The organism is Streptomyces sp. NPDC048734 (assembly GCF_043198675.1).
In the GTDB taxonomy this organism is placed as follows: Bacteria; Actinomycetota; Actinomycetes; order Streptomycetales; family Streptomycetaceae; genus Streptomyces.
This window is the reverse complement of the sequence record NZ_JBICUZ010000016.1, coordinates 59,969-78,198: the sequence shown is the minus strand read 5'-3', so window position 1 is coordinate 78,198 and position 18,230 is coordinate 59,969. Positions and strand designations below refer to the sequence as shown.

At 72.0% G+C, this 18,230-nt stretch carries 15 protein-coding genes and 1 pseudogene; 2 read left to right on the top strand and 14 right to left on the bottom strand.

Annotated features, from left to right (window positions below; translation table 11 throughout):
• Nucleotides 1–19 precede the first annotated feature (19 nt).
• From rplS to ACGFQC_RS30780, 7 genes and pseudogenes are all read right to left on the bottom strand, one after another.
• A complete protein-coding gene (rplS, locus tag ACGFQC_RS30810) occupies nt 20–370 on the bottom strand; it encodes a 50S ribosomal protein L19 (protein WP_010353847.1) in 351 nt (116 codons plus the stop codon).
• Between the two features lie 134 nt (nt 371–504).
• The gene (trmD, locus tag ACGFQC_RS30805; RefSeq protein ID WP_363092126.1) at nt 505–1,338 is read right to left on the bottom strand and encodes a tRNA (guanosine(37)-N1)-methyltransferase TrmD; all 834 of its coding nucleotides are present in this window, start codon (nt 1,336–1,338) and stop codon (nt 505–507) included.
• Nucleotides 1,338–1,952, bottom strand: a complete 615-nt coding sequence (rimM, locus tag ACGFQC_RS30800) for a ribosome maturation factor RimM (RefSeq protein WP_363092125.1) — start codon at nt 1,950–1,952, stop codon at nt 1,338–1,340. Before rimM ends, trmD begins: the two co-directional genes overlap by 1 nt.
• A gap of 127 nt (nt 1,953–2,079) precedes the next feature.
• Nucleotides 2,080–2,319, bottom strand: a complete 240-nt coding sequence (locus ACGFQC_RS30795; protein WP_005479813.1) for an RNA-binding protein — start codon at nt 2,317–2,319, stop codon at nt 2,080–2,082.
• A 5-nt stretch (nt 2,320–2,324) separates the two neighbouring features.
• Nucleotides 2,325–2,744, bottom strand: coding sequence for a 30S ribosomal protein S16 (rpsP, locus tag ACGFQC_RS30790; protein ID WP_363092124.1), 420 nt, complete (start codon nt 2,742–2,744; stop codon nt 2,325–2,327).
• A 320-nt stretch (nt 2,745–3,064) separates the two neighbouring features.
• On the bottom strand, nt 3,065–3,661 hold the full coding sequence (locus ACGFQC_RS30785; RefSeq protein WP_363092123.1) for a hypothetical protein: 597 nt from the start codon (nt 3,659–3,661) through the stop codon (nt 3,065–3,067).
• A 259-nt stretch (nt 3,662–3,920) separates the two neighbouring features.
• Nucleotides 3,921–4,603 (bottom strand): annotated as a pseudogene (locus ACGFQC_RS30780) (His/Gly/Thr/Pro-type tRNA ligase C-terminal domain-containing protein); the annotation flags it as partial.
• Between the two features lie 334 nt (nt 4,604–4,937).
• Here ACGFQC_RS30780 and ACGFQC_RS30775 point away from each other — a divergent pair.
• The gene (locus ACGFQC_RS30775) at nt 4,938–5,804 is read left to right on the top strand and encodes an SAM-dependent methyltransferase (RefSeq protein WP_363092122.1); all 867 of its coding nucleotides are present in this window, start codon (nt 4,938–4,940) and stop codon (nt 5,802–5,804) included.
• 52 nt (nt 5,805–5,856) lie between these two features.
• On the opposite strand, the gene ftsH is transcribed toward ACGFQC_RS30775, so the two are convergent.
• The 6 genes from ftsH to ACGFQC_RS30745 all read right to left on the bottom strand — a co-directional run bounded on the left by ftsH (nt 5,857) and on the right by ACGFQC_RS30745 (nt 15,690).
• Nucleotides 5,857–7,797, bottom strand: a complete 1,941-nt coding sequence (ftsH, locus tag ACGFQC_RS30770; protein ID WP_363092121.1) for an ATP-dependent zinc metalloprotease FtsH — start codon at nt 7,795–7,797, stop codon at nt 5,857–5,859.
• A 133-nt stretch (nt 7,798–7,930) separates the two neighbouring features.
• Nucleotides 7,931–9,481 carry a signal recognition particle protein gene (gene ffh / locus ACGFQC_RS30765; RefSeq protein WP_363092120.1) on the bottom strand — a complete coding sequence of 517 codons (1,551 nt, stop codon included), beginning with the start codon at nt 9,479–9,481 and terminating at the stop codon, nt 7,931–7,933.
• A gap of 234 nt (nt 9,482–9,715) precedes the next feature.
• Nucleotides 9,716–12,169, bottom strand: coding sequence for a [protein-PII] uridylyltransferase (locus ACGFQC_RS30760; protein WP_363092119.1), 2,454 nt, complete (start codon nt 12,167–12,169; stop codon nt 9,716–9,718).
• Nucleotides 12,170–12,195: 26 nt separating this feature from the next.
• Nucleotides 12,196–12,534: a P-II family nitrogen regulator gene (locus ACGFQC_RS30755; RefSeq protein ID WP_289940149.1), complete on the bottom strand. Its 339-nt coding sequence runs from the start codon at nt 12,532–12,534 to the stop codon at nt 12,196–12,198.
• The gene (locus tag ACGFQC_RS30750; RefSeq protein ID WP_363092118.1) at nt 12,531–13,871 is read right to left on the bottom strand and encodes an ammonium transporter; all 1,341 of its coding nucleotides are present in this window, start codon (nt 13,869–13,871) and stop codon (nt 12,531–12,533) included. Before ACGFQC_RS30750 ends, ACGFQC_RS30755 begins: the two co-directional genes overlap by 4 nt.
• A 325-nt stretch (nt 13,872–14,196) precedes the next feature.
• Nucleotides 14,197–15,690, bottom strand: a complete 1,494-nt coding sequence (locus tag ACGFQC_RS30745; RefSeq protein WP_363092117.1) for a hypothetical protein — start codon at nt 15,688–15,690, stop codon at nt 14,197–14,199.
• Between the two features lie 447 nt (nt 15,691–16,137).
• On the opposite strand from ACGFQC_RS30745, the gene ACGFQC_RS30740 reads away from it, so the two are divergent.
• Entirely contained in the window at nt 16,138–16,794 is a 657-nt protein-coding gene (locus ACGFQC_RS30740; protein ID WP_363092116.1) for a bifunctional DNA primase/polymerase, read from the top strand.
• A gap of 171 nt (nt 16,795–16,965) precedes the next feature.
• Here ACGFQC_RS30740 and ftsY read toward each other — a convergent pair whose 3' ends face one another.
• Nucleotides 16,966–18,165, bottom strand: a complete 1,200-nt coding sequence (gene ftsY / locus ACGFQC_RS30735; RefSeq protein ID WP_363092115.1) for a signal recognition particle-docking protein FtsY — start codon at nt 18,163–18,165, stop codon at nt 16,966–16,968.
• Nucleotides 18,166–18,230 lie beyond the last annotated feature (65 nt).

The window sequence follows — 18,230 nt, the reverse complement described above, 5'->3', positions numbered from 1 at the left end:
CATGAACTCCTGAAGGCGCTCAGTTGTCGCGCTTCTCCTTGATCTTCGCGGCCTTGCCGCGCAGCTCACGGAGGTAGTAGAGCTTGGCGCGACGCACGTCACCGCGGGTGACCAGCTCGATCTTCTCGACGATCGGGGTGTGCACCGGGAAGGTGCGCTCGACGCCGACGGAGAAGGAGACCTTGCGGACCGTGAAGGTCTCGCGGACACCGGCGCCCTGGCGGCGGATGACTACGCCCTTGAACTGCTGCACACGGGAGCGGTTGCCCTCGATGACGCGGACGTGGACGTTGACGGTGTCACCCGGGCGGAAGGCCGGGACGTCGCTGCGCAGCGACGCGGAGTCGACGGTGTCGAGCAGGTGAGACATTTCGTCTGCTTTCCTCGTTGATGCCACAGGTCATCAACGGAAACTAGGAGTTCTGAAGGGGGGTGGTGCGCGTCGGGGCGGGCGTCGTGTCCCCCCGTGGCAGGGGCGCACGCCGGACTGCGCACAACAGCGACCTATTGTTCCACGCCGTCGGTCCTGCGCCAAAATCGGCCGTACGGCTCGCCCTCGGGGTCGGGTGACCAGCCCAGGATGGAGAGCATCTCGCGGTCCTTCTTGTCGAAGGCCCGGGGGTCGCAGCGTTCGATCAGGTCGGGCCGGTTGGCCGTCGTGCGCCGCAGGGCCTCGTCGCGGCGCCAGCGCGCGATCTTTCCGTGGTGGCCGCTGAGCAGCACCTCGGGGATCTCCCGGCCGCGCCAGGCGGGCGGCTTGGTGTAGACGGGGCCTTCCAGGAGGGAGGCCATGGCGCCGGGCGCGAAGGAGTCGTCGCGGTGGGACTCGGCGTTGCCCAGCACGCCGGGGAGCAGCCTGGCCACGGCCTCCGTGACGACCAGGACGGCCGCCTCGCCGCCGGCCAGGACGTAGTCGCCGATGGAGACCTCGTAGACGGGGATCCGGGTGGCGTACTCGTCGATGACGCGCCGGTCGATGCCCTCGTAGCGGGCCGGGGTGAAGATCAGCCAGGGCCGCTCGGAGAGTTCGACGGCGAGTTCCTGGGTGAAGGGCCGGCCGCTCGGGGTGGGGACGACGAGCGCGGGGGCGTGCGCGCCCCGCTCGTAGCCGTCGGCGAGGACGGTGTCGAGGGCGTCCCCCCACGGCTCGGTCTTCATGACCATGCCGGGGCCGCCGCCGTAGGGGGTGTCGTCGACGGTGTTGTGGCGGTCGTACGTCCACTGCCGCAGGTCGTGCACCTGGACGTTCAGTTGTCCACGCGCGCGTGCCTTGCCGACCAGGGAGACGTTCAGCGGGTCGAGGTACTCGGGGAAGATCGTGACGACGTCGAGGCGCATCAGGAGCCGTCCCCGGTCCCGTCGGCGTTCCCTCGCGCTTTCTCGTCCTCGGACTCGGCCCCGGACTCGGCCGCGTCCCCGTCTCGTGCGGAGGCGATCTCGGCGCGGTCGTCGATCAGGCCGGGCGGCGGGTCGATGACCGCCCGCTGCTCCTCCAGGTCGATCTCGACGACGATCGCCTCGACGAAGGGGATCATCACCTCGCTCCCGTCGGCCCTCTCGACGATGAAGAGGTCCTGGGAGGGCAGGTGCGAGATCTCCGTGATGCGGCCGACCTCGACGCCGTCCTTCGTCACCACGTCCAGGTCCATGAGCTGGTGGTCGTAGTACTCGTCCTCCTCCTCGGGGAGCTCCCGGGGGTCCACCTCGGCGATCAGGAGGACGTTGCGCAGGGCCTCGGCCGCCGTGCGGTCGGTGACCCCCTCGAAGCGCAGGAGGAGACGGCCGCTGTGCACCCGGCCGGTCTCGATCGTGAGCGGACCCTTGGCGGCGGGGTCCGTCGCCAGTACGGCGCCGGGGGCGAGCCGCAGTTCCGGCTCGTCGGTGCGGACCTCCACGGTGACCTCGCCCTTGATGCCGTGGGCGCGGCCGATCCGTGCGACTACGAGCTGCACTGTCGAAGATCTCCTGTCGTACCTGTCATGCCTGTCATGCCTGTCGTTCGTGTGCGCCCGCCGTAACGACTGCGGGCCGGGGACGGCCCAGTGGCCCTCCCCGGCCCGAGCCGGTGCTGCTGATGCGTCAGCGGACGTGGTCGACGTCGACGAGGTCGACGCGGACACCGCGGCCGCCGATGGCGCCCACGACGGTGCGCAGGGCGCGTGCGGTGCGGCCGTTGCGGCCGATCACCTTGCCGAGGTCGTCCGGGTGGACCCGGACCTCGAGCACCCGCCCGCGGCGCAGGTCGCGCGAGGCGACCTGCACATCGTCAGGGTTGTCGACGATGCCCTTCACGAGGTGCTCAAGCGCCTCTTCGAGCATGCTGCTCAGGCCTCGGTCGACTCGGACTCAGCCGCGGCCTCGTCCTTCTTCTCAGCCTTCTTCTTCTGGGTGATGGCCTCACCCTTGCCCGTGTCCTCGCCACCGAGGGCCTCGAACGACGGACGTGCCTTCTTCGGCTCGGCGACGAGCAGCGGAGCCGGGGCGGGCTCGCCCTTGAACTTCTGCCAGTCGCCGGTCTTCTTCAGGATGGCAAGCACGGGCTCGGTCGGCTGCGCGCCGACACCCAGCCAGTAGGCCACGCGGTCGGCGTCGACCTCGATGACCGACGGGTGGTACGTCGGGTGGTACTTGCCGATCTCCTCGATCGCACGACCGTCACGACGGGTGCGGGAGTCGGCGACGACGATGCGGTAGTGAGGCGCACGGATCTTGCCCAGACGCTTCAGCTTGATCTTGACTGCCACGGGAGTGAGTTCTCCTGGATTGACGTGGTTGGGCACGGCGGGATTGCCGCGTGGGGTTGCGGTACCCGAGTGCCCGATGGACGCGTCAGCCGGAGGAGAGAGGGGTCCTATGCGACTGTCGAGTACAGCTGACCATTCTGCCACACCCTGAGGGCCCTCCTGAGCCGCGGGTGCGCCGGGGCATGCCACGGGAGCACCCGGCGCCGCGACGGCCGTACGTCGGGTGCGCGCGCCGCGGCGCGGGGTGCCGTCAGGTGACGACCCCCCGCGCCGCCTGTCGAACCGGCAGCCACGAGATGCCGGTGCGTCCGCGCCCGCGGTTACGCCGCGCCCATGACCTCCGGGATGCGGAACGGCTTGCCGCAGCCGCCGCACACGATCGGGGCCTGGGCCAGGACCGACGGAACGACCCGGACGTTGCGTCCGCAGTCGCAGACGGCCTTGACGCGGACGCCGCCACCGGAGGAGCCGTGCCGGGCGGCCGGGCCGCGGAAGGCACGGGTCGTCTCGGCGGTGGTGGCGGCCACGTGGGCCTTGAGAGCCCGCTGGAGGCGCTCGATCGTCGGGCGGTAGCGCCGTTTGGCCTCGGGATTGAGGACCACCAGTGAGAAGCCGCTGCTGGGATGCGGTTCCTCGGGGTGGTCCAGGCCCAGTTCCTCGGCGACCGCGAGGAACCGGCGGTTGTGGTAGCGGCCGGCGCGGGAGGTGTCGCGGACTCCGCGGGCGGCGGCAATGCCATGGACTGCCTCATGAAGCAGTCGCTCGAAGGAGAGCTCGTGACCGCAGGCGGACGACGACTCCCCGATCAGTGACTCTGGCGCGGCAAGGTCCGGCAGCTCGGGGTGGTACCGCTGAATGTCGGCCCACGCCTGTGCCAGCTCTGCGGCGAGAACAGGTGGTGTCTGTGTCGTGCTCACGTAATGACAACGAGCGGGGGTGCCGCTGTGTTCCGATTCCGGGGCATCCCAAATAATTTGCACGTACCAGTCAGTTGCCTCTGATGCGTCCTGACGAGGGCGGGTGCGCTGATCTGCGGAGAAGCCTCACAGCTCCTACCAAGCCGGTGCGTAGCGCCACGTACGACCCTCGCCTCGTGTCATGTTCACGGCCGAGGAGAGAGTGTCCGGCCGAGCCGCAAGAGACGTTTCGGTCGCTCTCGGGACGGAGGGCGTCGACTCAGTAGACACGCGCGACGACGGCGACGTTACCGGGCGCGTCCTCGGCCTCGGGCACCGACCCGTCCTCGGCGACCGGACACCGTACGGTCACCCCGTGCTCGGCCGACGCGTTCTCACCGTCCTCGCCGAGGCCGGCCCAGGGAATGTGCGGGCCCAGACGCCTGCGGTGGCCGCCTCGACGGCCTCGCCGAGCGCGGCCTCGCCGAGCGCGGACACGCCGAGCGCGGACACGCCGAGCGCGGACACGCCGAGCGCGGACACGCCGAGCGCGGACACGCCGAGCGCGGACACGCCGGTCGTGCGCGACGCGCGGTGCTCCCGGGCCTGGCCGAGCAGCAGCGCCTGGTCCTCTTCCAGAATGGCGGGCAGCCGGCCGGCCAGTGCGTCCAGGGCGACCGGCTCCCTGCCCCCGGGGATGCGCCGGACCGGCATCGCCGTGCCGTTCTCCAGGTCGCGCGGGCCGATCCCGACGCGGACGGGGACGCCCTTCAGCTCCCAGTCGACCGCGCGCCGCCCGAACGGGGTGTCGGTGCGGTCGTCGACGTGGACGCGGATCCCGGCCGCCCTGAGGCGGTCGCCGACCTCGCGGACCTCGGCCAGAACCGCCCCGTCGCCCTTGATCGCGAGGACGACGGCCCGGACCGGGGCCGACCGGGGCGGGACGCGCGGCCCGCGGTCGTCGCGTACCCGTACGGCCGGATCACCATGGTGCCGCGCACCGGTCCGTTGTCGGCCAGTTCCGCCTCGGCGATCAGGTCCTGGTGCCAGCGGGGGAAGTCGTCCGCCCGCGGGGTGGGAACGGGGGCCTTTGCCATGGCGCGATGGTCCGGGTCGACGTTGCCGGAACGTGAAATCTCGCCACGCGCGCGGGCGGCGCGCAAGCGGGCCCCCGCAACCTCTGGACGCGGGGTCGAGTGGGGAGTTACCTGGCATACGGGAGGGAGTGCGGGCGCACTGACGGGGGCCACCTGAACGGGTACTGCGGCAAACTCTCGGCGGATTGGGGCGCTTATCCATGACACCTACGCTCGTGCGGGAGCACCTGCCTCATGCGGGGCCCGCGCTCCGCGTCGACCACGGTGCACGCGCGCGTGACTGGTCCGAGATCCAGGAGCGGATGCTGGTTCCGCTCTACGAGGCCGTCTACGAGCGACTGGGAGTGGGGCCCGGCACCCGTCTCCTGGGCCTCGGCTGCGGTTCCGGGCTGGCCCTGCTGATGGCGGCCTCCAGAGGCGCGGTCCTCACCGGCGTCGAGGCCCGGGCCCCGGAGCGGCTGGCCCTCGCCCGGCAGCGGCTGGCTCCGGAGGCGGACGACACGCGCGCGGGGGGCGGCACGCGCCTCGTGGACGGCTCCCCCGGCGACGCGGTCGGCGCGGTCGGCGCGGAGACGCCCGCGTACAACCTGGTGACCGCCTTCGAGCCCATCGGATGCCTCGCGGGCGACTCGGAAGGGCTCGGCGAACTGCTCGCGTCCGCCAGGCCGCTGGCAGAGCGCGGAGCGCCCGTGGTGCTGGCGGGCTGGGGTCCGCCGGAGCGCTGCGCGACCTCGTCCGTGTTGCGGGTCGCCACCAGGCTGGCCGATCCGCTGCGGGCGGCGGGGAGTTGGCGTCCGGCGCTGCGCGACGACCTGGAAGAAGTCGCCCAGCGGGCCGGCCTCCGGCCCGACGGCTCCGGCCGGGTGGCCTGCCCGTTCGGGTACGCGGGCGTGGACAGCGCCCTCAAGGGCCTGCTGTCCACGGGCCTGTTCGACGCGGCCGTCTCCGCGACGGACCAGGCGCAGGTGGACAAGGAGGTGACCGAGGCGCTGCACCCCTACCGGCGGGCGGACGGCACGGTGTGGATGCCGAACGTCTTCCGGTACCTGATAGCCCGGGTCCCCTGAGACCCCGGCTCTCCCGCAACCCCGAACCCTCGGGACCCTCGTGCCGCGGGTGCTACGTCTCGGTGTCCTTGGTCAGCCTGGTGATGCCCGCGATGCGGTACGCGTCCGCCTCGTCCAGCGTCTCGTTCTCCAGCAGTGCCCGGGCGAGGGCGTCCAACTGGCCGCGGTGGTCGCGGAGTTTGCGGCAGGCCTCCTCGTAGCACTCGTCGACGACGCGCCGCATCTCGTCGTCGATGGCGTCGAGGGTCTGCGGTGCCGCGGAGAGCCCGTAGGCCTGCTGGGCGTCGCCGGGCAGGGCCGACATGCGGCCGACGCGCTCGCTCATGCCCCAGCGGCCGACCATGCCGCGCACGATGTTGGTGACCTGTTCCAGGTCGTTCTCGGAACCGGTCGTGATCATGTCGTAGACGACGTGCTCGGCGGCCATGCCGCCGAGCGCGCCGATGATCCGGCCGCGCAGGTACTCCTCCGTGTACGCGTACCGGTCGGCGTCCGGCGTCGACAGGGTCACACCGAGGGCGCGGCCGCGCGGCACGATGGTGATCTTGCGAACCGGGTCGGCGCCGGGCTGGAGCATCCCCAGCAGGGCGTGCCCGCTCTCGTGGTACGCCGTCCTGCGCCGCTCCTCCTCGGGCATCACCAGGGAGCGCTCCGCGCCCAGCTGCACCTTCTCCAGGGCCTCCGACAGGTCGCCGCGGGTCACCTGGTCCTGCCCGCGCCGGACGGCGAGCAGCGCCGCCTCGTTGGCGAGGTTGGCCAGCTCGGCGCCGGTCATGCCCGGCGTCGTACGGGCCACCTGGGCGAGGTCCACGTCCCGGGCGAGCGGGATCTCGCGGGTGTGGATCGCGAGGATCGCCTCACGGCCGCCGCGGTCGGGGGGCGAGACGTTGACGATCCGGTCGAAGCGGCCCGGCCGGGTGAGGGCCGGGTCCAGGATGTCGGCGCGGTTGGTGGCGGCGAGGACGATCACGCCCTCGGAACCGGAGAAGCCGTCCATCTCGGTCAGGATCTGGTTGAGGGTCTGCTCGCGCTCGTCGTGACCGCCCATGGCCGAGCCGCCGCCGCGGGCCCGCCCGATGGTGTCGATCTCGTCGATGAAGATGATCGACGGGGCCACCTTGCGGGCCTCCGCGAACAGCTCCCGCACCCGGGAGGCGCCGACGCCCACGATCATCTCGATGAACTCGGACGCCGACGCGGAGAAGAACGGCACCCCCGCCTCCCCGGCCACCGCCCGCGCGAGCAGCGTCTTGCCGGTGCCGGGCGGGCCTGCGAGCAGCACGCCGCGGGGCATCTTGGCGCCCATCCTGCGGTAGGCGTCGGGGTTCTTCAGGAAGTCGACGACATCGCTCAGCTCGCCCGCGACCTCGTCGATGCCGGCCACGTCGGCGAAGGTCGTCCGCTCCTGTCCCGGCTCCAGCTCGACCGGTCGGGGCGGCGCCTTGCGGCCCAGCATGCCGCCCGCCCCGCCGAAGCCCGAGCGCATCCGCCGCGCGATGAACACCCACACGGCGATGAGCAGCGCCATCGGGGCGAGCGCGATCAGCAGATTGGCCAGAAGGCTGCGTTGGCGGACGACCGGTTCGGCGGTGACGGTGACGTCGTTCTCGGTCAGGCGTTCCCAGAGCGGGTCGTCGGCGAAGGTCGGCCGCTCGGTACGGAACTTGGTGTACGTGCCGTCACCCTGCGGTTTGTCCCGCTCCTTCCTGAGCTGCCCCTGGATCGCGTCGCCCTTGGCGTAGATCTTGCTGACGTTGCCGGCGTCGACCTGTTTGCTGAACTCGGTGTAGGAGATCGTCGGCTCGTCGCCCTCGTTGTAGAACGACAGCACGAGCAGCGCGATCAGGAAGACGACCAGCGCGGCGAGGATCAGGCTCCACCAGCCGCCGCGCACCCGTCGTCCGCCCGTCGGCGGCTTGGGCGGCTCTTCCGGGGCGCCCTCGGTGCGCCAGGGCTTGTCGGGCGACTTCCGTGGCGGCGCGGGGTTGCTCATATCGGGACGCTACGACACACCGCGGCCGTCAGCACCCGCGGGGAACGTGAAGGGAGCACCCGTCCGGGTACGAGAGGACACGCGTCGGGGGCGCCCCCTGAGGAGGGGCGCCCCCGACGCCGTACGGCCGTGATCAGCCCATGAACTTCTTGAACTCGTCGGGGAGCTCGAAGTCCTGGCCGGCCTGCTGGCCCGGCAGGCCGAGGGCACCGCCCTGGGCAGCGGCGGCCCTGCGGGCGGCCTCCTCCTGCTCCTGCTGCTTGCGCTTCATCGGGTTGCCGGAGCGCTGCTTGCCCTTGGCCTTCTTGGGCTGCTTCCGGGCGCGGCCGGGACCGCCGCCCATGCCCGGCATCCCCGGCATGCCCGGCATCCCGCCGCCCTGGGCCATGCGGGACATCATCTTGCGGGCCTCGAAGAACCGCTCGACCAGGCCCTTCACGGCGCTGACCTCGACACCGGAGCCCTTGGCGATACGGGCGCGGCGCGAGCCGTTGATGATCGTCGGGTCCTGGCGCTCGCCGGGGGTCATGGACTTGATGATCGCGGCCGTCCGGTCGACGTCGCGCTCGTCGATGTTCTGGATCTGGTCCTTGATCTGCCCCATGCCCGGCAGCATGCCGAGCAGCTTGGAGATCGACCCCATCTTCCTGACCTGTTCCATCTGGGACAGGAAGTCGTCCAGGGTGAAGTCCTGGCCCTTCTTGGACGCCAGCTTGGAGGCCATCTTCTCGGCCTCTTCCTGGCTGAACGTCTTCTCCGCCTGCTCGATCAGGGTGAGCAGGTCACCCATGTCGAGGATGCGGGAGGCCATCCGGTCAGGGTGGAACGCGTCGAAGTCGTCGAGCTTCTCGCCGTTCGACGCGAACATGATCGGCTTGCCGGTGATCTGCCGGATCGACAGGGCGGCACCACCGCGGGCGTCGCCGTCGAGCTTGGAGAGCACCACGCCGTCGAAGCCGACGCCGTCGCGGAAGGCCTCGGCGGTGTTGACGGCGTCCTGGCCGATCATCGCGTCGACGACGAAGAGGATCTCGTCGGGCGAGACGGCGTCGCGGATGTCCGCGGCCTGCCGCATCAGCTCGGCGTCGATGCCGAGCCGGCCGGCGGTGTCCACGATCACGATGTCGTGGACCTTGGACCTCGCGAAGTCGATGGAGTCCTTGGCGACCTGGACCGGGTCACCGACGCCGTTGCCCGGCTGCGGCGCGTAGACGGCCACGCCGGCCCGCTCGGCGACGACGCTGAGCTGGTTGACCGCGTTGGGGCGCTGGAGGTCGGCGGCGACGAGCAGCGGCGAGTGGCCCTGCTCCTTCAGCCAGCGGCCGAGCTTGCCCGCGAGGGTGGTCTTGCCCGCGCCCTGGAGACCGGCCAGCATGATCACGGTGGGCGGGGTCTTGGCGAAGCGCAGGCGCCGGGTCTCGCCGCCCAGGATGGTGACGAGTTCGTCGTTGACGATCTTCAGCACCTGCTGGGCCGGGTTCAGCGCCCTGGAGACCTCGGCGCCGAGGGCACGCTCCTTGACGTTCTTGATGAACGTCCGCACGACCGGCAGCGCCACGTCGGCCTCGAGGAGGGCGATGCGGATCTCGCGCGCGGTGGCGTCGATGTCCGCCTCGCTCAGACGCCCCTTGCCGCGCAGATTCTTGAAGGTCGCTGAGAGGCGATCGGAGAGAGTATCGAACACGGCGGCGTCGGTCCTCGGAGTCGGGGGCAGTGTGAGCGTCTTCCAGGGTATCCGGCCGCGCAAGACAGTCGTCCCACCCGAGGCGTCCACGCGTCCCCGTCCGCCGCGTCCGGCGGGCGGGGACGGCGTCGCGCGTCTCGGGGACGGCGGGGTGCGCGGGCCCGCTCGCGCAGGCGTCGCGGGGCGTCCCCACCCCGACGGGAGCGCCCTGTCCGGCGCCCGGGGACGGCAGGGTCACCCCCGCAGCGTCTCCTCCAGTTTCCGTGCCACGGAGGCCGCCTCGTCGCCGGGGAGCGGGCTGCCCGCGCGGCCGGTGACGTAGAACGCGTCCACCGCGTTCGCGCCCAGCGTGCTGACGTGCGCGCTGCGCATCCGCACGCCCGCGTCCTCCAGCGCCCGCCCGATGCGGAACAGCAGGCCCGGCGCGTCCTGCGCGCGCACCTCGATCACGGTGGCCAGGTGGGAGGCCGCCGGGGCGACGGTCACGCGCGGCGGGGGCGCGACCACGCCCCGGCGCCGGGGATAGGCCGCGTCGCGTTCCGCGAGCCGGCCCGCGATGTCCAGGGAGCCGTCCAGGGCGCGGACCAGGTCGGCGCGGAGCCGGGCGGCCTGGGGCAGTGAGCCGTACTCCGCGGCGACCCGCCAGTTCAGCAGCAGGACGGAGCCCTCGACGCCGGAGGGCAGCTCCAGCGCCCGCAGCTCCGCCGTGCGCACGGTCAGCCGGTGCATGGCGAGCACACCGGCCACCGCGGGCAGCACGCGCGGTTGGTCGGGTACGGCGATGAGCAGTTCCACGCCGAGCGGCTCGGGGTCGCCGGCCGGCCGGTCCACGGGGTCGGCCGGGGGTTCGGTCTGGGCGCGCAGCGACAGGACGGGGCTGCCGGTGGCGACCGCCTCGATGGCGAGCCGTTCCTGTTCGGCGGTGGCCGCGGCGGCCTCGGGATCCTCGGGGACGTCCCCGGCGAGCACCGCCGAGACACGTCTGACCAGGTCGGCCACGAGCGAGCCGCGCCAGGTGGACCAGGCGGCCGGGCCGGTGGCCAGCGCGTCGGCCTCGGTCAGCGCGTGCAGCAGTTCCAGGGTGCCCTGGGAACCGACGGCCTCGGCGACCGAGCGGACGGTGGCGGGGTCCTCCAGGTCGCGGCGGGTGGCCGTCTCGACGAGCAGCAGGTGGTGGCGTACGAGTGTGGACAGGACGGCCACGTCGGTGCGGTCGAAGCCGATGCGGGCGGCCACGTCCTTGACGATGATCTCGCCGGCCACGGAGTGGTCGCCGGGCCAGCCCTTGCCGATGTCGTGCAGCAGTGCGGCGACCAGCAGCAGGTCGGGCCGGCTGACGCGGCGGGTGAACTCGGAGGCGCGCACGGCGGTCTCGATGAGGTGCCGGTCGACGGTCCAGATGTGCACGGCGTTGCGCTGGGGGCGGCAGCGCACCCGTTCCCAGTCGGGCAGCAGCCGGGTGATCAGGCCCTCGGCCTCCAGCGCCTCCCAGACCTCGACGGTGGGCTGTCCCGAGCCGAGCAGGGTGACGAGCTGTTCGCGGGCCTCGGCGGGCCAGGGTGTGGGAAGGGGGTGCACGGTCGCGGCGAGACGCCGTACGGCGTGCAGGGAGAGGGGGAGGCCGGCCTGGGCGGCGGCGGCCGCGGCGCGCAGGGGCAGCACGGGGTCGCGTTCGGGGCGCGCGGCACGGGCGAGCACCACCTCGCCGTCCTGCTCGACGACGCCTTCGGCCAGCGGCGACCGCTCGGGCGCGGGCTTGCCGCCGCCCAGGATGGCGCGCAGCCGGGGCCGCGTCGAGCGCGATCTGAGCACGCGCCCCACCTCGCGCCAGGTGACGTCGCTGGCGTACGAGATGACGCGCGCGGCCTCGTACACCTGGCGCAGCAGGGTGTCGGCGTCGAGGAGGCCCAGTTCGGCGGCGACCTGGTCCTGTTCCTGGAGGGCCAGCCGGTCGGTGGCGCGGCCGGTCGTCAGGTGCAGGGCGTCGCGGACGTCGAGGAGTCGGCGCCGGGCGTCGTCGAGGCCCTCGCGGGGCGCGTCGGCGAGCCAGGAGGCGGCGACGGCGCGCAGGGCGGTGGTGTCGCGCAGGCCGCCGCGGGCCTCCTTGAGGTCGGGTTCCAGCAGGTACTGCAGCTCGCCCTGGCGTTCGGCGCGCTCGGCGCACAGCTCCTGGAGTTCGGGCAGCCGCTTGGGCGCCTGGTTGCGCCAGTCGGCCAGTACGGCCGTCCGCAGTCCCGCCGTCAGTCCCGGGTCGCCCTCGAGGTGGCGGGCGTCGAGCAGGCCGAGCTGGACCTTGAGGTCCTCGCCGGCGGTTCTGCGGGCCTCGGCCGGGGTGCGGACGGAGTGGTCGAGGGCGAGGCCGAGGTCCCAGACGGGGTACCAGAGGCGGTCGGCGAGCGCGGCGACCGCCTGCGGGTCGGCGCCGTCGTGCAGCAGGAGGAGGTCGAGGTCGCTGCGTGGGGACAGCTCGCCGCGGCCGTAGCCGCCGACGGCGACCAGGGAGACGCCCCGCAGTTCCTCGCTGCCGGCGGTGAACAGGCCGGCCAGCCAGTCGTCGGTCAGTTCGGAGAGGGCACAGCGGCGCGGCGGCCCGGACCGCGCCCCCTCGGTGAGGAGGCGCAGCCGGGCCGCCGCGTAACCGCTGGGTCCCGAGTCCTCTGCATCCTTGCGCATGTCCGTACTCGTCACCCAGTGGCTCCTGTTCCGTTCTTCTGTCAGAGCGCGTCCGGGCCGCGCTCGCCGGTGCGGACCCGCACGGCGGTCTCGACCGGGAGGGACCAGACCTTGCCGTCACCGATCTTGCCGGTGCGGGCCGCCTTGACGATGACGTCGATCAGCTGTTCGGCGTCGTCGTCCTCGACCAGTACCTCGATGCGGATCTTGGGGACGAGGTCGACCGTGTACTCGGCACCGCGGTAGACCTCGGTGTGTCCCCGCTGGCGACCGTAGCCGCTGGCCTCGGTGACCGTGAGGCCGTGGACGCCGAAGGCCTGGAGGGCTTCCTTGATCTCGTCGAGCCGGTGCGGCTTCACGACGGCGGTGATGAGCTTCATGCGTCCACCTTCTTGCTGGCGATGTCGGCCACCGGGCCCGTGACGTTGGTCCGGGCGGCACCGCCGCCCGCACCGCTGAAGTCGTACGCGGTCTCGGCGTGCTCGGCCTGGTCGATGCCGGCCACCTCGTCGTCCTCGGGGACCCGCATGCCGATCGTCCTGTCGAGCAGGAAGGCGAGGACCGCGGAGACCACCAGCGAGTAGCCGAGGACCGCGAAGACACCGGCGCACTGCTTCCAGAACTGGTCGAGGCCGCCGCCGTAGAAGAGGCCCTGGACGTCGGACTGGCCCTTGCCGCTGGCGAAGAAGCCGACCAGCAGGGAGCCGACGACTCCGCCGACCAGGTGAACGCCGACCACGTCGAGCGAGTCGTCGTAGCCGAACTTGTACTTCAGGCCGACGGCCATGGCGCACAGGACACCGGCGACGGCACCGACGGCGATCGCGCCGAGCGGGGAGACCGCACCGCCGGAGGGCGTGATGGCGACCAGGCCGGCGACGGCGCCGGAGGCGGCGCCCAGCGTGGTGAACGCGCCGTGGCGGATCTTCTCGTAGATCAGCCAGGCCAGCATGGCGGCGGCGGTGGCGACCTGTGTGTTGACGAACATCAGCGCACCGACGCCGTCGTCGTTGCCGAGCCACGAGCCGGCGTTGAAGCCGAACCAGCCGAACCACAGCAGACCGGCGCCGAGCATGACCAGCGGGAGGCTGTGCGGGCGCATCGGGTCCTTCTTGAAGCCGATGCGCTTGCCGATGACCAGGATCACGCCGAGGGCCGCGGCACCGGCGTTGATGTGGACGGCCGTGCCACCGGCGAAGTCGATCACGCCGAGCTCGAAGGCCCAGCCGCCGGCGCCCCACACCCAGTGGGCGACCGGGAAGTACACGATCGTGGCCCACAGGGTGATGAACAGTGCCCAGGCTGAGAACTTCACGCGGTCCGCGAGCGCTCCGCTTATCAGGGCGGGCGTGATGATGGCGAACATCAGCTGGAAGACCAGGAAGACGAAGACCGGGATGGTGTAGCCGTCCCACAGCTGGGTCAGGCCGATGTCGCTGAGGCCGACCCAGTCGGAGTTCCAGCCGATGAGCGAGCCGGAGTCGGTGCCGAAGGCGAGGGAGAAGCCGTAGAGCACCCACAGGATCGTGACGATCCCGAGGCTGATGAAGCTCATCATCAGCATGTTCAGGGTGCTCTTGACGCGGACCATGCCTCCGTAGAAGAAGGCCAGGCCCGGGGTCATGAGCATCACCAGGGCGGAACAGATGAGCATGAAGCCTGTGTTCGCGGACGACAGCGTGGGTGCGTCCGCCGCAAGCGTGATGGCTGGTGCCATCGGCGTCTCCTCGTCGTTGGTACGGCCCCGTGCGGGCGAAGCCAGAGCGGGATTGAGGGGTGGGCCGGTTATGCGCCATGAGATTGACGCAGCGCCGTTTCGGTGGACGCCCCTCGTTGTTTCGCCGCCGTGACGAAGGCACCTCGCGCGTTACGCCTCGATGAACTGGCTGATGCGCCCCGAGCGGATCGTTATCGTGGCGCAACCTTCTTCGGGACGACGCGAACCGGCCGCGGTCGGCCTTCCGACGACCTGGCACGGGGGAGCCGAGTCGGGCGGTTCGGGAAGGCCGGCCGCGGCCGGGGTCCAGGGGTTTCGCCGGGTCTCAGACCGCCTCCGCGGTCTCCGGAAGCTCCACGGCGAGCCGGTCGGTGAGGTCGACGACCTCGGCGAGGTCCCCGAAGTCGCGGACGGCCGTGTCGACGGTCTTTCGGATACGAGTGTCGACCCGCTCGGAGCGCACTTTTTTCGCCGCCCTCATGGCCTGCTCGGCGAGCACGGCGCTCTGCTCGGGCTCCTTGCGCAGCAGATGCACGGTGGCCATGCCGATGAGGTTGAGCGCGTAGGACCGCTGGTGCTCGCCGTCCTTCGCGAAGAGGTCCACGGCCTTCCGCATCAGCGGCTCGGCCAGCGAGGCGTAGGCGGGGCTGCGGCCGGCCACATAGGCGAGGTCGCGGTAGGAGTGGGAGTTCTCGCCGTACAGCTCGGCCTCGGAGAAGAAGCGGATCCAGTCGGGGTCCGGCTCGTCCCAGTCGTCGGCGTCGGCGAAGGTGTCCTCGGCCATCCTGACGGCCCGCTTGCACCGGCCGGGCTGGCCCATGTTGGCGTAGGCGCGGGCCTCCATCGCATACAGCATCGACTGGGTGCGCGGGCTCGCGCAGTCCCGGCTGCCGTACTGCGCGAGGTGGATCAGCTCCAGGGCGTCCTCGGGCCGGCCGAGGTGGATCATCTGCCGGCTCATGCTGGACAGGACGTACGAGCCGAGGGGGCGGTCACCGGCCTCCTTGGCGGCGTGCAGCGCGAGGACGAAGTACTTCTGCGCGGTGGGCTGGAGCCCCACGTCGTACGACATCCACCCGGCCAGTTCGGCCAGTTCGGCGGCGACCTTGAAGAGCTTCCTGCCGGTGGCCTCGGGCTGCGGTTCCTGGAGGAGTTCCGTCACCTCGTGGAGCTGGCCGACGACCGCTTTGCGGCGCAGTCCGCCGCCGCACTGGGCGTCCCACTGGCGGAACATGACGGTGGTGGACTCCAGCAGCTCCAGTTCGGGCCTGGAGAGCCGGCCGCGGGCGCGGCTGGTCGGGAGGGAGTCGGTGTCCTCGTACGCGGCGGGCGGGGAGGGGACGAGCCAGCGCTGCATGGGCTCGATGAGGGTGGGGCCCGCGGACAGGGCCAGCGAGGATCCGAGGAAGCCGCGCCGCGCCAGCATCAGGTCGCTGCGCGAGAACTCGCTGAGCAGGGCCACCGTCTGCGGGCCCGTCCAGGGCAGGTCGACGCCGGTCGCGGAGGGCGCCTGGCGCGCGGTGCGCAGGCCGAGGTCCTCGACGGAGACGACGCAGCCGAACCGCTCGGAGAACAGGTCGGACAGGATGCGGGGGATCGGCTCGCGGGGGTTCTCGCCGTCCAGCCAGCGGCGCACGCGTGACGTGTCGGTGGAGATGTGGTTGGCGCCCAACTGACGTGCCCGGCGGTTGACTTGACGGGCGAGTTCGCCCTTCGACCAGCCGCTGCGCACGAACCAGGAAGTGAGCAGGCCGTTCGGGCGCTTGTCCGCGTGCACGGCGCTCCCCGCGCCCGTCCCGCCTTCGCCGTTGCCGCTCACTGGAACGCCCCCATCCCTGAGACCACTTGCCGCTCTGATGCGCCAAGCCTTATCAGAATGCCGGTAAATACGGCCCGCCGTCCGGCGGTTCTCACCCTTCGAACAGGAACCCGACTTGCCTCCGGCATACCCGAACAGGCATGTGCCCCCGGGCCTCGCGCACTCAAAGTAGTCCTACGGTCACGCCCCCAGCCACGACGATCCCGGAAACGCCACCATTCGCCACCCCTACGAATGAACTCACGGTGGCGCGCAGGCGATTCACTTGACAGGGGACGGCCGGGGCGGGCGGAACGGTGCACTCAGGGGCGCGCGCCACCCGCCACACCACCCAGGACGCTTCCAGGCGCCGTCCGGAGCGGACGACAGCGGGAAGGCGTCAGCACGCAGAGTCACTTCGTGCGCCCGCTGCGTAACCATCGATGCGTCGGACCCGTTGGAGGGGGCATGGGCTTCACGATCGGCGGCATCCGCGAGATCCGCTCCGGCGCGCGCAGGCGCGGTCGCTCGTCCGAGTGCACCGCGGTCGCCGAGTTCACCGGACTGTGGGGCTGGGACGTGGTGCCGGGCGCGCGCGCCGCGGCCGGCGCCTGTTCCTGCGGCCGCGGCGACTGCCGCCGGCCCGGCGCGCACCCCCTGGACTTCGCGCCCGAGGTACTGGCCGGCGCCACCCTCGACGACGTGACGAGAGCCTGGGCGGACTTCCCCGGCGCCGCCGTGATGCTGCCGGTCGGCCGCGCCTTCGACGTGATCGAGGTGGCCGAGCCGGCCGGGCGCCGCGCGCTGGTGCGCCTGGAGCGCATGGGCCTCCCGCTCGGGCCGGTGACCGCCACCCCCGAGGGCCGCGCCCAGTTCCTGGTCGCCCCCGGCGCCGCCGCAGACCTGTCCGGCCTGCTCTACCGCATGGGCTGGGACGACCCGGCCTCCCTCGACCTGCGCGGTCTCGGTCCCGGTACGTACATCACGGCGCCGCCCTCCGACCGCGGCGGCCTCGGCCCGGTGCGCTGGCTGCGCCCGCCGGCGCTGGACTCGGCGACCAGGCCCCCGGCGGCCCGGCTGCTGCTGGGCACGCTGGCGTACGTGACACACCGGTCACGCGCGTAGCCCCGGCCCGGTGGCGCGGCTCGGCCGGGCAGGCGGCAGGGCGGCGCGGCTCCGGCTCAGGACCGGACTCAGGATCCGGCTCACGGCGTACACGGCGAAGCGCCCGTCCCCCGACTGCACCTCGGGGGGCGGGCGCTTCTTCGTCACCGGTTACCGCGTCGGGTCCCCCGGTCACTCGCCGATGAGAGCGTCGACGAACGCCTCCGGCTCGAACGGCGCCAGGTCGTCCGCGCCCTCACCGAGCCCGATGAGCTTGACCGGCACGCCCAGCTCGCGCTGGACGGCGATCACGATGCCGCCCTTGGCCGTGCCGTCGAGCTTGGTCAGCACGATGCCGGTGATGTCGACGACCTCGGCGAACACCCGGGCCTGCACGAGACCGTTCTGCCCGGTGGTGGCGTCGAGGACGAGGAGCACCTCGTCGAGCGGGGCGTGCTTCTCCACCACTCGCTTGACCTTGCCCAGCTCGTCCATGAGGCCGGTCTTGGTGTGCAGCCGGCCGGCGGTGTCGATGAGGACCACGTCGACCCCCATCTCCTTGCCCTCCTTGACCGCGTCGAAGGCGACGGAGGCGGGATCACCGGCCTCGGGACCGCGCACGGTGTGGGCGCCGACGCGCTCGCCCCAGGTCTGGAGCTGGTCGGCGGCGGCGGCCCGGAAGGTGTCGGCGGCACCCAGGACGACCGTACGGCCGTCGGCGACGAGCACGCGCGCGAGCTTGCCGGTGGTGGTGGTCTTGCCGGTGCCGTTGACGCCGACGACCATCACGATGCCGGGCTTGCGGCCCTCGGGTTCGGTCCTCACCGCGCGGTCGACCTCGGTGCCGACCAGCTTGAGCAGCTCGTCGCGCAGAAGGCCGCGCAGTTCGTCGGGCGTGCGGGTGCCTAGCACCTTCACGCGCTCGCGCAGCCGTTCGACCAATTCCTGGGTGGGCATGACGCCGACGTCGGCGGTGAGGAGGGTGTCCTCGATCTCCTCCCAGGTGTCCTCGTCGAGGTGCTCGCGCGAGAGCAGCGTGAGCAGGCCCTGGCCGAGGGCGTTCTGGGAGCGGGAGAGGCGGGCGCGGAGGCGGACCAGCCGCCCCGCGGTGGGCTCCGGGATCTCGATCCGGGGAGCCTCGACAACGGGAGGTTCCTCGACGGCGGTGGGTGTGCCGCCTCCGAGGTCCACCTCCTCGATCGTGCGGCGTGGTTCTTCGCGCGGCGTCTCGGCTTCGTCGCCGACGTGCGGCTCGGCCGGAGGCGCGGTGATGTCGGGCGCGGCCGGGGGCGGCGGCGGCAGCGGCTTCTTCCGCCGGCTGCCGACGATGAGCCCGCCGAGCGCGACGAGCACGACCACGGCGATGACTACAGCAAGGATGACGGTTTCCATAACAACGCCAGTATGCGCGACCCCCTCGGCCGTGGCGGGTGACGGCCCGCCCGTTCCTCGGCCGA

Excerpts from the sequence above, each read along its gene's own strand:
- ACGFQC_RS30750 (WP_363092118.1), bottom strand. The coding sequence starts at position 13,871 with ATGGCACCAGCCATCACGCTTGCGGCGGACGCACCCACGCTGTCGTCC.
- ACGFQC_RS30740 (WP_363092116.1), top strand. The coding sequence starts at position 16,138 with ATGGGCTTCACGATCGGCGGCATCCGCGAGATCCGCTCCGGCGCGCGC.
- ftsY (WP_363092115.1), bottom strand. The coding sequence starts at position 18,165 with ATGGAAACCGTCATCCTTGCTGTAGTCATCGCCGTGGTCGTGCTCGTC.
- ACGFQC_RS30755 (WP_289940149.1), bottom strand. The coding sequence starts at position 12,534 with ATGAAGCTCATCACCGCCGTCGTGAAGCCGCACCGGCTCGACGAGATC.
- trmD (WP_363092126.1), bottom strand. The coding sequence starts at position 1,338 with ATGCGCCTCGACGTCGTCACGATCTTCCCCGAGTACCTCGACCCGCTG.
- rplS (WP_010353847.1), bottom strand. The coding sequence starts at position 370 with ATGTCTCACCTGCTCGACACCGTCGACTCCGCGTCGCTGCGCAGCGAC.
- ftsH (WP_363092121.1), bottom strand. The coding sequence starts at position 7,797 with ATGAGCAACCCCGCGCCGCCACGGAAGTCGCCCGACAAGCCCTGGCGC.
- ACGFQC_RS30795 (WP_005479813.1), bottom strand. The coding sequence starts at position 2,319 with ATGCTCGAAGAGGCGCTTGAGCACCTCGTGAAGGGCATCGTCGACAAC.
- ACGFQC_RS30775 (WP_363092122.1), top strand. The coding sequence starts at position 4,938 with ATGACACCTACGCTCGTGCGGGAGCACCTGCCTCATGCGGGGCCCGCG.